Annotated in this window: 13 protein-coding genes; 2 read left to right on the top strand and 11 right to left on the bottom strand. The window is 66.1% G+C overall.

The window, feature by feature from the left end; all coding sequences use genetic code 11:
- Positions 1–7: 7 nt before the first annotated feature.
- The 11 genes from MLE18_RS12005 to flgB all read right to left on the bottom strand — a co-directional run bounded on the left by MLE18_RS12005 (position 8) and on the right by flgB (position 12,974).
- Positions 8–1,705, bottom strand: a complete 1,698-nt coding sequence (locus tag MLE18_RS12005; RefSeq protein ID WP_243439040.1) for a response regulator — start codon at positions 1,703–1,705, stop codon at positions 8–10.
- Positions 1,702–2,340, bottom strand: coding sequence for a chemotaxis protein CheB (locus MLE18_RS12000; protein ID WP_243439039.1), 639 nt, complete (start codon positions 2,338–2,340; stop codon positions 1,702–1,704). Before MLE18_RS12000 ends, MLE18_RS12005 begins: the two co-directional genes overlap by 4 nt.
- Positions 2,337–3,197: a CheR family methyltransferase gene (locus MLE18_RS11995; RefSeq protein ID WP_243439038.1), complete on the bottom strand. Its 861-nt coding sequence runs from the start codon at positions 3,195–3,197 to the stop codon at positions 2,337–2,339. Before MLE18_RS11995 ends, MLE18_RS12000 begins: the two co-directional genes overlap by 4 nt.
- A gap of 24 nt (positions 3,198–3,221) precedes the next feature.
- Complete coding sequence (locus tag MLE18_RS11990; RefSeq protein ID WP_243439037.1) at positions 3,222–6,947, bottom strand: response regulator; 3,726 nt, start codon at positions 6,945–6,947, stop codon at positions 3,222–3,224.
- A 140-nt stretch (positions 6,948–7,087) separates the two neighbouring features.
- Positions 7,088–8,413, bottom strand: coding sequence for a FliI/YscN family ATPase (locus MLE18_RS11985; protein ID WP_243439036.1), 1,326 nt, complete (start codon positions 8,411–8,413; stop codon positions 7,088–7,090).
- 4 nt (positions 8,414–8,417) lie between these two features.
- Complete coding sequence (locus MLE18_RS11980; protein ID WP_243439035.1) at positions 8,418–9,158, bottom strand: FliH/SctL family protein; 741 nt, start codon at positions 9,156–9,158, stop codon at positions 8,418–8,420.
- Complete coding sequence (gene fliG, locus MLE18_RS11975) at positions 9,145–10,140, bottom strand: flagellar motor switch protein FliG (protein ID WP_243439034.1); 996 nt, start codon at positions 10,138–10,140, stop codon at positions 9,145–9,147. The genes MLE18_RS11980 and fliG overlap by 14 nt, the downstream gene beginning before the upstream one ends.
- Before the next feature lie 3 nt (positions 10,141–10,143).
- Complete coding sequence (fliF, locus tag MLE18_RS11970) at positions 10,144–11,742, bottom strand: flagellar basal-body MS-ring/collar protein FliF (RefSeq protein WP_243439033.1); 1,599 nt, start codon at positions 11,740–11,742, stop codon at positions 10,144–10,146.
- 26 nt (positions 11,743–11,768) lie between these two features.
- Positions 11,769–12,110, bottom strand: coding sequence for a flagellar hook-basal body complex protein FliE (fliE, locus tag MLE18_RS11965; RefSeq protein WP_243439032.1), 342 nt, complete (start codon positions 12,108–12,110; stop codon positions 11,769–11,771).
- A gap of 10 nt (positions 12,111–12,120) precedes the next feature.
- Positions 12,121–12,558, bottom strand: coding sequence for a flagellar basal body rod protein FlgC (gene flgC / locus MLE18_RS11960; RefSeq protein WP_243439031.1), 438 nt, complete (start codon positions 12,556–12,558; stop codon positions 12,121–12,123).
- 2 nt (positions 12,559–12,560) lie between these two features.
- Positions 12,561–12,974 (bottom strand): flagellar basal body rod protein FlgB, encoded by a 414-nt coding sequence (gene flgB / locus MLE18_RS11955; protein ID WP_243439030.1) that lies wholly within the window; start codon positions 12,972–12,974, stop codon positions 12,561–12,563.
- 391 nt (positions 12,975–13,365) lie between these two features.
- Between flgB and MLE18_RS11950 the strand changes: the two genes are divergently transcribed.
- On the top strand, positions 13,366–13,935 hold the full coding sequence (locus tag MLE18_RS11950) for a tetratricopeptide repeat protein (RefSeq protein WP_243439029.1): 570 nt from the start codon (positions 13,366–13,368) through the stop codon (positions 13,933–13,935).
- 159 nt (positions 13,936–14,094) lie between these two features.
- Positions 14,095–14,688, top strand: coding sequence for an IMP cyclohydrolase (locus MLE18_RS11945; protein WP_243439028.1), 594 nt, complete (start codon positions 14,095–14,097; stop codon positions 14,686–14,688).
- Positions 14,689–14,878 lie beyond the last annotated feature (190 nt).

Genomic DNA, 14,878 nt, shown 5'->3' with positions numbered 1-14,878 from the left:
CCTCCGCTCAGCCTTGCTGCCCGGCCGGGGCGCACTGTCCCGGGGCTCCGGGCAACAGCCTGGTGAGCACCTCCCGCAGGGCCTGCATCTCCATGGGTTTGGTCAGATATTCGTCCATCCCCGCAGCCAGGAACCTGTCCCTGTCGCCGGACATGGCGTGAGCGGTGAGCGCCACCACCGGCACGTCGCGGTTGATGGTGCCGCCCGCGCGCAGGCGCCGGGTGGCTTCCAATCCGTCCATCTCCGGCATCTGAATGTCCATGAGCACCACGTCGAAGCGGCTTCGGGTCAGGATGTCAAGCGCCTGCTGGCCGTCCGACACGCCCACGGATTCGAAGCCGAGGTGCTGCAGGAAGCGCACGGCGGTCAGGCGGTTCATGCTTTCGTCCTCCACCACGAGCACCCGGTTGCCGGGCTTTTCCGACGGGCAGCAGGCCCGGGCTGCCGTCTTTGCGGCCTGAGCCGGCTCCAGCTTGGCGCGCAGAGGCAGGGTGACGTGCATCTCGGTGCCGTGGCCCAGCTCGGTGGCTATGCTCAGGGTGCCCCCCATGAGATTCACCAACTGCCGCACGATGGCCAGGCCGAGGCCCGTGCCGCCGAATCGCCTGCTGTAGCTTCCCTCCACCTGCGTGAACATGCCGAAGATGTGGGCCACCTTGTCCTCGGGGATGCCGATGCCCGTATCCGTCACGCTGAAGTGCAGGTTCACGTAGTCCTGCCGGGGGCAATGCGGAAGGGTGTACATATCCAGCAGGACGTGGCCTGAAGTGGTGAACTTGATGGCGTTGCCCACGAGGTTGAACAGAATCTGGCGCATGCGGCTCGGGTCGCCCATCAGGCGGGCGGGCACCCCCGGGGCCACCCGGACTTCGTAGCCGATGCCTTTGCCTGCCGCGGTGTCGCAGAAGGATGCCACGATGGGCCGGATGACCTCCTCCAGGTCGAACTCCTCGTCGACCAGTTCGAGCATGCCCGCCTCCACCTTGGAGATGTCCAGGATGTCCGAGAGGATGCGCAGCAGGCTCCTGCTGGATGAGAGGGCGTTGTCCACGTAGTCCCTGAGCTCGGCGTCCATGGGCAGGGACTGGGCCAGCTGGAGCATGCCCATGATGCCGTTCAGGGGCGTGCGGATCTCGTGGCTCATGGTGGCCAGGAACTCGCTCTTGGCGCGGCTGAGCGTCTCGGCCTGGCGTTTGGCGGCCTGGAGCTGGTTCTCGATGGCGATGCGCCGGGCGATCTCCTTCTGGAGGGCCGTGTTGGTGCGCTGTTGCGCGTCCAGGAGGCCTTCCAGCTGCTCCTTGCTCTGCTTGAGGGCCGCATTGCTCTTGTACATCTCCAGGAAGACGTTGACCTTCTGGAGCAGGAACTCGGGGTTGAAGGGCTTGGTGATGAAGTCCACCGCGCCGGAGCGGTACCCCAGGAACTGGTGGTAGTCGTCGGAGTAGACCGCCGAGAGGAAAATGATGGGCGTGTTCCTGGACGCCATGTCCAGCCGAAGCAGGCGGGCGATCTCGAAACCGTCCATCACCGGCATCTGCACGTCCAGAATGGCCAGGGCGAAGGAGTTCCGCAGGGAGAGGCGCAGAGCCTCGTCGCCGGTGGTGGCTTTCAGGATGGCCGCACCCAGGGGGGCCAGTACGCTCTCCAGCGCGATCAGGTTCTCGGGCTTGTCGTCCACGATGAGGATTTTGGGCGTTGACGTCACGGGCGGCTCCTTTCGGGCGCTGACGCCCCACTCTCAAGATCAAGGAAAGCTGGACGTGGCCCCTGGGCCAGATCGAGCAGCAATTGCGTGATGGCGTCCAGGCCGAGCACGCGCCAGGGTGATGCGTGGGTGACGGCGGAGCGCGGCATGGCGGGATGTTCGGCCGTGTCCGGGTCCTGAACCACTGTCAGGCCGCCCAGCTCGTTGATGCGTTTGACCCCCTGCGTGCCGTCGCTGCTGGCTCCGGTGAGCAGGACGCCCAGCAGCCCGGGGCCGTAGACCGATGCCGCGCTCTCGAAGAGCACGTCGATGGATGGCCGGGAGTAGCAGACCTTGGGGTCCGCCGAGAGGGAGAGGGTCCGGTCCCAATCGATGAGCAGGTGGTAATCCGGCGGCGCGAAGTAGACCGTGCCCGGCAGGAAGGGGTCCTTATCCTGCGCGGGGCGCACGGGGATGCTCCGCCCCGGGGCCATGTGCAGGGGGTAGTCGTCCCCTTGCACGGGGTGAACGTGCAGCACCATGGCCACGGGCAGCGGGTAGTCGCCCGGGAGGGCCATGAGGATGCGGGAGAAGGCGGACCATCCCCCGGCCGAGGCCCCCATGACCACCGCCTGCATCCTGCGCCCCGGGCTCACGTGGGCGTCCCCCAGTGCGCGGCCTGGTGGGCGGTGCCGGTTTTCTTGTAGAGCCGCCATTTCTCGTCCAGCAGGTCGTAGTAGTCCGCCAGCTCGGTAAAGCGCAGGGTCTCCTTGCTGCCCAGGGCCAGGATGCCGCCGTGCACGAGGCTGTCGTCGAAGAGGGCGGTCACCCTGCATTGCAGCTGGGCGTCGAAGTAGATGAGCACGTTGCGGCACAGGATCAGGTGCATCTCCCCGAAGACGCCGTCCGTGGCGAGATTGTGCATGGCGAAGGTCACGTTCTTCTTCAGCGAGCCGTCGATGATGGCGCTGTCGTACTCGGCGTGGAAATAGTCGGACAGGGCGGCCTTGCCGCCCCCGGCAAGGTAGTTGCCGGCGAACTTTTTCATGGTGTCCAGGGGGTAGATGCCCGCCTTGGCCTTCTCCAGGGTGCCGGCGTTGAAGTCCGTGGCGAAGAAGGTCGTGCGGTCGTAGATGCCTTCCTCCTTGAAGAGGATGGCCAGGGAGTACACCTCCTCCCCGCTGGCGCACCCGGCGTGCCAGACTTTGATGAAGGGGTAGGTCTTGAGGTAGGGCACCACCTTCTCGCGCAGGGCCAGGAAAAAGGGCGGGTCCCGGAACATCTCGGTGACGTTGATGGAGAGGGCGTCCACCACGCGCACCAGGAAGTCCCTGTCCGAGAAGACCTTGGGCAGCATTTCGATGACGCTCGAGTGGCCCGTGGCGGCCATGAGCCCCCGCATGCGCCGCTGCAGGGACGCCCGGGCGTAGTTGCGGAAGTCGTATCCGTAACGGCGGAAGACCCCTTCCAGGAAGAGGTCGATCTCCAGCTGTTCCTTTTCGTGCTGTTCCACCGCCGCCTCCGCCGGACAACCGGCCTATTGCGAATAGAGCCAGACCCGCAGCTTCGAGAGCAGCCGGTCCAGGTCAACGGGTTTCGAGAGGTAGTCGTTGGCGCCGGCCGCTATGCAGCGCTCCCTGTCCTCCAGCATGGCCTTGGCGGTCAGGGCGATCACGGGGAGGTCGGCCAGGCTGGGGATGCCCCTCATGGCGGCCAGGGTCTCGTAGCCGTCCATCACGGGCATCATGATGTCGAGCAGCACCAAATCCACCTCCTGGCCCGACTGGAGCATCTCCAGCGCCTTGCGCCCGTCCTCGGCCTTGAGCACGTTCAGGCCGTGCTCCTGGAGCACGTGGGACAGGGCGAAGAGGTTGCGCATGTCGTCGTCCACCAGCAGGACGGTCTTGCCGCGCAGGGCCTTGTCCTTGTCGTAGAGGGTGGCGATGAGTTCGCGCTTCTTGGGCGGCAGGGTCTTGACCATCTGGTGCAGGAACAGGGTGGTCTCGTCGATGAGCCGCTCCTCGGACTTGACCCCCTTGATGATGATGGATTCGGCGTGGCCGCGCAGGGCGTTCTCCTCCTCCTTGGTCAGCTCCCGGCCGGTGTAGACGATCACGGGAGGGATGTGGCCTTCCTTGTTGTCCCCCAGGCGGTCCAGCAGCTCGAAGCCGGTCATGTCGGGCAGGCCCAGATCCAGGATCATGCAGTCGTAGTCGTGTTCCCGCAGGGCCTCCAGGGCCTGTTCGCCCGTCTCCACCTCGCGGATGCGGATGCTGGCGTCGGAGAGCAGGCTGCAGACGCCCTTGCGCATGGCCGCGTTGTCCTCCACCACCAGCAGGTCCTTGACCTTCTTGGACATGATCCCTTCGAGCTGCTCCAGCGCCGCGTCCAGGCTCTCCCGCGAGGCGGGCTTGCCCAGGAAGCCCACCGCGCCCCTGCGCATGGCGTCCAGGTTGCCCTCCTCCGCGGACATGACGTGCACCGGGATGTGGCGCAGGGCGGGGTCATGCTTGAGTTCCTCCAGCACCTGCCAGCCGTTCATGCCCGGCAGCCGGATGTCCAGGACCACGCCGCCCACGGGCAGGGAGCGGGCCAGGGCGATGCCGTCCTCTCCGGTGGAGGCGTGCAGCACGCGCAGGCCCTTGGCCCGGCATTGGTCCATGAGCACGCCCGCGAAGGCCAGGTCATCCTCGACGATCAGGATGAAGGGTTCGTCCCCGGGGTCCTGCTCGCGGTCGTCGGGCAGGGCGGGGGTCTGCGCGGCAGGTTCCCCGGCGGGCGCGGCCGGAGGCTTGGGCCTGGTTTGGGCCGGGGCTGCGGCGCTTTCCCCGCGCGGCGGCTCCTGGGCCTGGGCTTCGAGATGCGTGGGAATGACCAGGGTGAAGGTGGAGCCTTGGCCCGGGGTGCTGACGAGCCTGAGTTCGCCGCCCAGCAGCCTGGCAAGCTCCCGGGAGATGGTCAGCCCCAGGCCCGTACCCCCGAAACGGCGGTCCGTGCCGCCTTCGAGCTGCCGGAAGGCCTCGAAGATTTCCTGCTGCTTCTCCTCGGGGATGCCCACGCCGGAATCCGTCACCGAGACGGCCAGCGCCTTCTCGGGCGCCAGGCCCTCCAGGCCGGCGCACTCGGCCGGGGTGGGCCGGCGGAAGGAGAGGGTGATCGTGCCCTTGTCGCAGAATTTGACCGCGTTGGAGAGCAGGTTGCGCATGATCTGCTCCAGGCGCTGCCTGTCCGTGCGGATCACGTGGGTGAGGTGGGGGGCGGTCTCACAGGCCAGGGTAAGGCCCTTTTCGTCCGCAAGGGGTTTGAAACCGGCCAGCATGACTTGGCTCAGCTCCGCCAGGGAGACGTCCTGCGGAGTCACGCTCATGCGCCCGGCCTCGATCTTGGAGAGGTCCAGGATCTCGTTGATGAGCGCCAGCAGGTCGTTGCCGCTGCGATGGATGATGGAGGCGTACTCCACCTGGTCCTGCTCCATGTTGCCGCGCTGGTTCTCCATCAGGCTGCGCGAGAGCAGCAGCAGGCTGTTGAGCGGGGTGCGCAGCTCGTGCGACATGTTGGCCAGGAACTCGGACTTGTACCTGGTGGTCTGTTCCAATTCGCGGGCCTTGAGCTCCAGGCCCTTGCGGATGTTGTCCAGCTCCACGTTCTTCAGGCCCAGTTCGGCGCGCTGCAGCTCAAGGGAGCTGTTCTTGCCGGCCAGCTCGTCGTTGATGGCAGCCATTTCCTCCTGCTGCTGGCGCAGTTCCTCTTCGGAGCTGCGCAGGGCGTTGGCCTGCTGCTCCAACTCCTCGTTGGTGGCCTGCAGCTCCTCCTGCTGGATCTGGAGCTTCTCGGCCTGGAGCTGGGTCTGCTCCAGCAGGGCGCGTTGCTTGTCCTGGATTTCCAGGGTGTTGATGGCCACGCCCACGGCGTCGCAGGCCACGCGCAGGAATTCGAGCCGGTTGCCGGAGATCTCCTCCAGGGAGCCCAGCTCCAGCACGCCCTTGACCTGCCCGTCTTGCATGATGGGCACCACCACGATGTTGCGGGGCTGGGCGTCGCCCAGGGCGGAGTTGATGCGGAGGTAGCCCTCGGGCACGTTGGTCAGGGAGATGACCTGGCGCTCCAGGGCCGCCTGGCCCACCAGCCCCTGCCCCAGCCCGAAGCTGTCGGCGAGGTCCTTGCGCATGGTGAAGGCGTAGCTGCCCGTGAGCTTGAGGCTGCCTTCGGCCAGAATGTAGAGCGCCCCTATCTGGGCGTTCATGTATTTGGCCAGAAAGGCGGTCACGGAGTCGCTCAGTTCGCGCAGGTCGTGTTCGCCCGCCAGCAGCGCGCCCAGGTTGGCGCGCCCTGTCTTGACCCAGTTGGAGTGCTCCGAGGCCGCCGCGGCGTCGCGCAACGCCTCGGACATCCGAACCAGCGCCGTTCCCAAAGCGTCGCTGGTGTCCGGGGTTTCGTCCGCGGTGCTGAAATCACCGGCTGTTATGGATTCGGCCATGCGGATCTTGGCGTTGAGGTTCGCGCGTTTGAAGCGGAAGGCGTCGGCAAGCTGGCCCACCTCGTCCCCGGAGTGGTAGTCGAGCTCCTTCCCCAGGTCGCCTCGAGAGATCTGCGTCAAGCGCTGGGTGACCAGTTTCAGGGGCGGCACGATGGTGCCCGTGATGTATCTGGCCACCAGCAAACCACACAGGCAGGCCAGCACGATGCAGGCCACGAGGAAGTAGATGGCCCGGGTTCCCGTTTCGGCGGCCTTCCGGTTGAATTCGGCGGCCTTGTTGGTGGCGAAGTCGATCATGGCCTGGGTCTTGTGGATCAGCTGGGTGGTGTGCGCCCTGGCCGCCCGGACCGCCTCGCGCTGGTCTCCCGCGCTCAGGTTGTCCCTGTGGGCCGACAGGGCCTGGTCGATGAGCAGGCACCACTCGTTGAAGGATTCCTCGGCCGTTGTGATGTCCGCCTGGTTGCCCAGGAAGCGTTCATGGACGAGCAGGAACAGCTCGCGGATATCTTTTTCCGCCCCCTGGAGCTGGCGGCCGAACTGGTCCACCCTGGATGGGCTGACGCCGGGGTCCATGTCCGCCAGGATGGTCTCCACCATGCGGATGTGGCCTCGGATATCGCGCATGGAGTTGGTGACGGTGAAGGGGTGGTCGTACAGGTTGGCCGTCAAGCTGGAAAGGCTCTGGGCCTGATAGATGGAGAACAAGCCCACGAGCGCCGTGATGAGGGTGATCAACCCGAATCCGGCCCTCAGCCGGGTACCGATTCCCAGGTCGCTCAATTTCATGCGCGGTCCTTACGTCTAAGCGGTGGAGACTGGCGGGAGAGGATACACACTTTCGACTTTTGCACACAATAGCCGCAATGGCCCGAGAGTGCAATCGGGGCACGGCGTCTCGAAAGGGCGCGGCGGGAGCGGAGCGGGCCTCAGCCCGAGGTCTGGGCCAGCAGCCCGTGCAGGGCCGCGAAGGAGCCCTCAAGGCTCTCGGCCTCGCCCACGTGCTGCTGCAGGTAGGCGCGGATGGGGCCGATCATGCGCAGGGCCTGGTCGATCTCGGGGTTGGCCCCGGCCTGGTAGGCCCCGATGTTCACCATGTCTTCCACGCGGCGGTAGGTGGCCAGCATGCGGATGATCTCGCGCCCGGCCTGGAGGTCCTCCTTGCCGGTCACGTCGGAGCGCAGGCGGCTGATGCTCTTCAGCACGTCGATGGCCGGGAAGTGGCCCTGGTCGGCCAGGTCGCGGGTGAGCACCATGTGCCCGTCCAGGATGGAGCGCACGGCGTCGGCGATGGGCTCGTTGAAGTCGTCGCCGTCCACCAGCACGGTGTAGATGCCGGTGATGGAGCCGGCGGCGCTGCGCCCGGCGCGCTCCAGCAGCTTGGGCAGGTGGGCGAAAACGGAGGGGGTGTAGCCGCGCGTGGTGGGCGGCTCTCCGGCGGCCAGGCCCACTTCGCGCCCGGCCATGGCGAAGCGGGTCACGGAGTCCATCATCAGGATCACGTCCGCGCCCTGGTCCCGGAAGAATTCGGCCATGGCCGTGGCCGCGTAGGCCGCGCGCATGCGCACCAGGGGGCTCTGGTCCGAGGTGGCCACCACCAGCACGGAGCGGGCCAGGCCTTCGGGGCCCAGGTCCTTCTCGATGAACTCCACCACCTCGCGGCCGCGCTCGCCCACCAGGCCGATGACGTTCACGTCGGCCTTGGTGTTGCGCGCGATCATGCCCATGAGCGTGGACTTGCCCACGCCCGAACCGGCCATGATGCCCACGCGCTGGCCCTTGCCCAGGGTGAGCAGGCCGTTGATGGCGCGCACGCCCACGTCCATGGGCTCGCTGATGCGCGGGCGGCTCATGGGGGGCGGCGGGTCGTTGAACAGGGGGTAGTAGCGCCTGGGGTCGATGGGGCCCTTGTCGTCGATGGGGTTGCCGAAGGCGTCGATGACGCGGCCCAGGAAGCGCCTGCCCACGGGCAGCAGCGGCGGGGTGGCCGTGTTGCAGATCAGGCAGCCCTGGCCGACGCCGCGCAGGTCGCCGTAGGGCATGAGCAGGCAGGAGTCGTCCCGGAAGCCCACCACCTCGGCGGGGATGCCTGCCTCCGCGTCGGTGCAGCCTTCGGGCATGAGCTGGCAGACCGCGCCGAGCGGGGCCTTGATGCCCTTGCCCTCGGCGATGAGGCCCACCACCTTGCTCACCTTGCCGTAGGTGCGCACGGGGTCCAGGCCGTCGAGCAGGCTCATGCAGGCTTGGGCGTCCATGAACTCAGGGCTGGGCGTCGTCGAAGCCGACGCGGTCCAGAAGGTCGGAAATCTGTTCGAAGCGGGTGTCCACGGAGTTGTCCACGATGCCCGCGTCGGATTCCAGGCGCACGCCTCCGGCCTCCAGGGACGGGTCCGCCTTGACGCGCCAGTGGCCCATGCCCTGGTGGGCCTTCTTGGCCTCCTCCAGCAGGTGGGCCACGGTCTCTTCGTCCTGGGGGCTCACCAGCACGGTGAAGCCCTTGCGGGTGTCCATCAGGTCGATGGCCTGGTCCAGCAGGTTGGAGAGAATCTCCTGGCGGCGCTGGGAAAGCTCCGTGTGCAGCACCTTCTCCACCGCCATCTTGAGCAGGGCGGCGAATTCCTGACGGTGCACGGCCCAGAGCCTGGGGCGCTCCGCCTCGATGCCCTGCATGGTCCCGGCCAGGGTGCCGCCCATGGCGGCCAGCTGGGCCTCGCAGGCCTGGGACGCCTCGGCCAGCCCCTGGTGGAAGCCTTCCTCCCGGGCCTGGGCGCGCACGGCCTCGGCCTCGGCCAGGGCCTGCTCCAGTATCTCGCGGGCCTTGGCCTGGGCTTTGGCCCGGACCCTGGCCCAGAACTCCAGCTCGGTCTTCTCGTCCAGGGTCTGGGTCTTGGCGCCCTCGATCTCGTGGACGGTCATCTCGGTGGGACCGTTGGCCCCGATGCCCATGACCACCCTGGCGTTGCCGGGCAGCAGGCCGCGTGACGGATCAGATGAAGACATCGCCGCCGCCTCTGCCGATGGCTATCTTGCCCTCGGCCTCCAGCCTGCGCACGGTTTTGACCACGTTCTGCTGGGCCGACTCCACGTCCGCCAGCCGGACGGGGCCCATGATCTCCAGATCTTCGCGGATCATGGTGGCCGCGCGCTCGGAGAGGTTCTTGAAGAACTTCTCCTTGAGCTCGTCGGAGGCGCCCTTGAGGGCCTGGGTCAGCTCCTCGTTGGAGACCTCCTTGAGCAGCTCGCGGATGGAGCGGTCGTCCAGAACCTTGACGTCCTCGAACACGAACATGAGGTTGCGGATGTCCTCGGCCATCTGGGCGGACTCCTCCTCGATCTCGGAGAGGACTTCCTCTTCCGTGGCGCGGTCCACCGCGTTGAGGATCTCGGCCACCGCGGGCACGCCGCCCACCTTCTTGCCTTCCTTGCCGCCCATGGCGATGAGCTGGTTCTGGAGCACCCGGTCCACCTCCACGAGCATCTCCTCGGCCACGGCCTCCAGCCTAGCCAGGCGCAGGAGCACTTCGGCGCGCACGCCCGAGGGCAGGTTCTGGAGCAGCTCCGCGGCCTGGTCCGGCTGCAGGTGGCCCAGGATGAGCGCCAGGGTCTGCGGATGCTCGTTGCGCAGGATCTGGGCCAGGATGCGCGGCGAGGTGTTGCCCAGCTCCTGGAAGGGGATGGGGCCGGAGGAGATCTCCAGCGAGTCCATGATGTACTTGGCCGTGTCGGAGTCCAGGGTCTTGCTGAGCATGCGCTTCACGGTGTCCGCGCCGCCCACCAGCAGGTCCTGACCGTACTGCATGGACTCGTTGAACTCCCTGAGCACCTCCTCGACGTCCTCCTTCTCCACGGTGTCGATTTCCAGCATGGCTTTGGAGATGCGGGCGATGTCGCCGCGCTCCATGCGTTTGAACACCTCGGAGCAGAATTTGTCGCCGAGCGCCAGGCAGAGAACGGCGGTCTTTTGCGGTCCGGTCAGGTTCATGGCTTAGGAGGCCTCCTGCTTGAGCCATCCGCGCAGGATCAGGATGGCCTGCTCGGAATTTGTTTCGAAAAGCTGCTGCGCCAGAATCTTGGCGTTTTCAAGCCGCTTGGAGACTTCCACGTGTTCCGTCTCCTCCTCTTCCGGTTCGGCCAGGGCGATGCGGCGCTCGCCTTCGGGCAGGCGGCTGATCTGCTCGATCTCCTCGCGGGTGACGCGGGGGCGGATGAGCGCCATGACCACCGGGCGGACCACCAGCAGCAGGAAGAGGAACACCAGCAGGCCGTTGAGGAAGGGCTTGCCCAGTCGCTGGGCGTACTCCAGCATGTTCTGGGTCAGGCTCGGCTCGGTGAACAGCTCGCGCTCGCCGAAGGCCATGCAGCTGACCTCGATGGTGTCGCCGCGCCTGGAGTCGATGCCGACAGCGTTGGACACGGCCTGCTTGATGCGCTCCAACTCCTCCGCGGGACGGGGGATGAACTTCACTTCCTTGCTGCCCGGGTCCTGAATGTGGTCCACGATAACCGCGACCGAGAGGCGCTGCAACTCCCCGGAGGGGGACACGATCTCCTGCTGTTCGGAGTCGATCTCGTAGTTGGTCATGCGCTTTTCTGAGGCCTGGTCCACCTTGTTCTGGGTGCCGGAGAAGCCGTCGCCCCGGAAGTTGGTCTCGGGCACGGAGCCGTCGACGTTGGCCTTCTGGTTGGTGGAGGATTCCTCGCGGGTCTCGGAGCGCACCACGGTCTTGTTGGGGTCGTAGCTCTGGCGCTTGGTGACCTTCTGGGAGAAGTCCAGGTTGGCCGAGACCTTGGCGATGGACTTGCCGCCGCCCACGATGGGGGTCAGCAGTTCCTCGATGCGGCGCTCCAGGGTGTTCTGGTAGTTGTTGCGGAACTCGAACTGGGTGGAGGTCATGCCGTCGATGCTGGAGCCGTCCTTGGCCTGGAAGACGATCTTGCCGGCCGTGTCGGTGACGGTCACGCGGTTGGGATCCAATCCCTCGACGCTCATGGCCACGAAATTGACGATGCCCTGGACCTGCTTGGGTTCGAGCTTGGCCCCGGTCTTGAGCGTGAGCACCACCGAGGCGCTGGGCTTGCGCTGCTCCTCGATGAAGAGGCTGCGCTGGGGCAGCACCAGGTGCACGCGGGCCTTCTCGATCTGGGGGAACTCGCCGATGGTTCGGGCCAGCTCTCCCTGCAGGGCGCGCTGGTAGTTGATGCGCTGCACGAAGTCGGTCTGCCCCACCTTGGTGTCGTCGAAGACCTCGAAGCCCAGGCCCGCGCCGCGCAGCTTGCCGTCGCCGGCGATGCGGATGCGGGTCTCGCTCACGAATTCGGCGGGCACCAGGATGGTCTGCCCGTTGTCCTCGATCTTGTAGGGGGTCTTGGAGGCCTTGAGGTTCTCCATGACGCGCCCGGCGTCCTCCTGGCTCAGCTTGGAGAACAGCACCTTGTAGTCGGGCTGGTTGAACCAGAAGATCATCAGCGCGAAGGCCGCCACCACGGAGATGGCCACGCCCGCGAAGAGGACGCGCTGGGCCATGGTTCTGGCGGCCCAGAAACGGGTGGCCTGTTCCCAGAGGTTCTTGAGCAGTGCGGGCATGGGGTTCTTCTCCTTGGGCTATCCGGCTAGAAGGGCATCTTCACGAGTTCTTTGTACATATCCAGAACCTTGCTGCGCACCGTGGAGGTCATGGACATGGCCAGGCCCGCCTTCTGCAGCTGGATCATCAGCTCGTGCACGTTCTGGTTCTCGCCGGTGGCGAAGGAGGAGACCATCTGGTCCTTCTTGAGCTGTTCCGCGTTGACCTCGCCCACCGAGTTCTTCAGCGCGTCCATGAAGCCGGACTTCTGCGCGCCGCCGGTTTTGCCCAGGCCCTGCGAAACCGCGCTCTCCGCGCTGCGGGCCGCGCCCTGGGTCTGCCCAAGCGCGGTGCGGTAGGCGTTCATGGCGATGGAGTTGATGGCCATGGCGTCTCTCCTAGCGGCCCATCTCGAGGGCCTTGTTGTACATGGCCTTGATGGTGTTGATGGTGGAGGTTTCGGCCTCGTAGCTGCGGGTGGCCTGGATCATGTTGGTCATCTCTTCCACCACGTTGATGTCGGGGTAGCTGACGTAACCGTTCTGGTCCGCGTCGGGGTGGCCGGGCTCGTAGACCTGCTTGGGGGGGCGGTTGTCGTTGACCACGCCCGTGACGCGCACGCCCTGGAGCTCCTGGCCCAGGGCCTGGTCCATGGCCTTGCCGAAGGGCGTGACCCGGGTGGACTCCAGAGCCACGGATTTGCGCTGGTAGGGGCCTTGGCCGTCCGCCGTGCGCGTGGTCCTGGCGTTGGCCAGGTTCATGGAGATCACGTTCATGTAGGTGCGCTGTGCGGTCAGCGCGGACCCGCCGACGTCGAGTGCGGTCATGAAGTCCATGATTATTTGCCTCCATCCATGATGATTTTCTGGATGCCTTCGAAGTTGGATTTCATCACTGTAGTCAGGGCGTTGTACATGAGCGAGTTTTTGGCCATGGCGGTCATCTCCTTGTCCATGTCCACGGCGTCGGCCCCGTAGATGGTGCGGGGCTTGAACTCCTTGAGGCTCTCGCCCTGGTAGGCGGCCACGTCGAACGTGCCCGGGACGTGCTTGCCGCTGGTGCGGCTCAGGTTGTTGCGCATGTCCTGGGAACCGACGGCCTGCTGCAGCTGGCTTTCGAACTCCAGCGTGCGGGCCTTGTAGCCGGGGATGTTGATGTTGGCCAAGTTGGACACGACGAGGTTTTGACGCTCCAGTCGCAGGTCCATGACCTTGGCGATCAGGGATGCATTGGCTCCGTATATGTTCGGCATGGCGTCGCTCCTTGGACGGCGGCGGATTTTTCCTGGTGTGGCGCTTGGCGTCGCGCCGCCTCGGCTCACAGACTAGCAACAACCGTTCCAAACAATAACATCATGAAATCACTTGGATTGGCCCGTCATGTCCGCCTCCGGCACGGGAGATGCTCGCCAGCGCGGCGGGAGAGCCCGGGCGGCGGAAATTGCCCGGAACAAGGCTTGGCACAGGCCTTGCTAGGTGGTTTCCGCCGACTTGCCAGTCCCCGGGAGGGACGTGAACGGCAGGGCGGTCTGTTTGAGGGGAGGCGGGGGCCAGGAGGGTTCCCCACAACGCGCAAGCGAACCGATGAGCGCCAGGCCCGGGAGGGATATCGGCCTGACTGTTCACGCACCGGAGGGGACTGTCATGAGTGGTCATTTGGATTACGAAATCAACAAGGAACTGGGCGAGTGCTACCTGTTCATGGGCGACCTAGAGAAGGCCGAGGAATACTACCTCAAGGCCGCAGGGGCCAACGGCAGCCACCCCGCCCCCTATCTGGGGCTGGCCACGGTGGCCGTGCACCGCAACAACCTGGACGAGGCCTACGCCCACTACCGCAAGGCCGCCAACCTGGAAGCGGGCGACAAGGCCCTGGCGGGCATGGGCCTCATTGAAATGGAGCGGGGCGCAGCCGAAATCGCCTTCGACCACTTCAGCCAGGCTCTGGAGTTCAATCCCGAGAACATGGTGGCGCTCTACAGCCTGATCCGCCTGGGGCACGGCAACGGCCGCGTGGCCGAGGTGATGCCCTATCTCGAAGGCTACCTGGCCATCGACCCGCTCAAGCACGACATCCGCTACACCCTGGCGGGCTGTCTGGTGGTCGAGGGGCGCGAAGCCGAGGCCAAGGCCCAGCTGGAGCGCATCCTGGAGCACGAGCCCACCCACGCCTGCGCCACGGAGCTCAAGGTGCACCTGGAGCGGGCGGCCTAGCCGGAAATTTCCTACGAATCTCCCCTCCCCCATTGGTTCCCGGTCCGGTTCGCTCCCGGCGGCCGGACCGGGAACCAACTAAAAGACTGGGGAGGGCCCGGCCCACGGGTTGCCAAGAGCCGCCGGGTCTGGCACTGCCAAGCAAAAAGCGAGGCAGAGATGGAATTATTGCCTATCCGCAGGGCCATCCTATCCGTCACCGACAAATCCGGCCTGGCCGAGTTCGCCGCGTTCCTTTCCGGCAACGGGGTGGAGCTGGTCTCCACCGGCGGCACCAAGAAGGCCATGACCGACGCCGGGCTGCCGGTTACGGCGGTCGATCAGGTCACCGGCTTCCCCGAGATGCTCGGCGGACGCGTCAAAACCCTGCACCCACACATCCACGCGGGCATCCTGGCCGACAAGGACAACCCCGAACATCTTGAGACCCTGGAGAAATTCAGCCTCAAGCCCTTCGACCTCATCTGCGTGAACCTCTACGACTTCGCCAAGGCCGTGGCCCAGAAGGCCGACCTCAAGGCCGCCGTGGAGCAGATCGACATCGGCGGGCCCACCATGCTGCGGGCCTCGGCCAAGAACTTCCACTCCATCCTGGTCGTGCCCTCACCCGTCTACTACGGAGAGATCACCGAAGCCCTCAAGGCCAACGCGATGCAGGCCCCCCTGGCCCTGCGCCACAAGATGGCCCTGGAGACCTTCAAGGCCACTTCGGCCTACGACGCCATGATCGCGGAGTACCTGGGCCGGGCCTAGGCGGGGCGGCGGGCCGCACAGGAGGAGGGCCTCCGGCGGCCAAAGGGAGTTCCTCCCTTTGGAATCCCCTCCGGCTTCGCGGGGGAGGCGGCATATCGTCCCCCGGAGTGTCCTCGCGGCCGCTCCGGGGGCTTCGCTTTCACCTGCCCCCCTTGCCTCCGGCCCTGGCCTGTCCTACATCAGCGGGGCA

The sequence above is a fragment of the Fundidesulfovibrio soli genome, from assembly GCF_022808695.1.
In the GTDB taxonomy this organism is placed as follows: domain Bacteria; phylum Desulfobacterota; class Desulfovibrionia; order Desulfovibrionales; family Desulfovibrionaceae; genus Fundidesulfovibrio; species Fundidesulfovibrio soli.
This window is presented reverse-complemented; position numbering and strand designations above follow the sequence as displayed.

Excerpts from the sequence above, each read along its gene's own strand:
- MLE18_RS11990 (WP_243439037.1), bottom strand. The coding sequence starts at position 6,947 with ATGAAATTGAGCGACCTGGGAATCGGTACCCGGCTGAGGGCCGGATTC.
- MLE18_RS11985 (WP_243439036.1), bottom strand. The coding sequence starts at position 8,413 with ATGGACGCCCAAGCCTGCATGAGCCTGCTCGACGGCCTGGACCCCGTG.
- MLE18_RS11980 (WP_243439035.1), bottom strand. The coding sequence starts at position 9,158 with ATGTCTTCATCTGATCCGTCACGCGGCCTGCTGCCCGGCAACGCCAGG.
- fliG (WP_243439034.1), bottom strand. The coding sequence starts at position 10,140 with ATGAACCTGACCGGACCGCAAAAGACCGCCGTTCTCTGCCTGGCGCTC.
- fliF (WP_243439033.1), bottom strand. The coding sequence starts at position 11,742 with ATGCCCGCACTGCTCAAGAACCTCTGGGAACAGGCCACCCGTTTCTGG.
- fliE (WP_243439032.1), bottom strand. The coding sequence starts at position 12,110 with ATGGCCATCAACTCCATCGCCATGAACGCCTACCGCACCGCGCTTGGG.
- flgC (WP_243439031.1), bottom strand. The coding sequence starts at position 12,558 with ATGGACTTCATGACCGCACTCGACGTCGGCGGGTCCGCGCTGACCGCA.
- flgB (WP_243439030.1), bottom strand. The coding sequence starts at position 12,974 with ATGCCGAACATATACGGAGCCAATGCATCCCTGATCGCCAAGGTCATG.
- MLE18_RS11950 (WP_243439029.1), top strand. The coding sequence starts at position 13,366 with ATGAGTGGTCATTTGGATTACGAAATCAACAAGGAACTGGGCGAGTGC.
- MLE18_RS11945 (WP_243439028.1), top strand. The coding sequence starts at position 14,095 with ATGGAATTATTGCCTATCCGCAGGGCCATCCTATCCGTCACCGACAAA.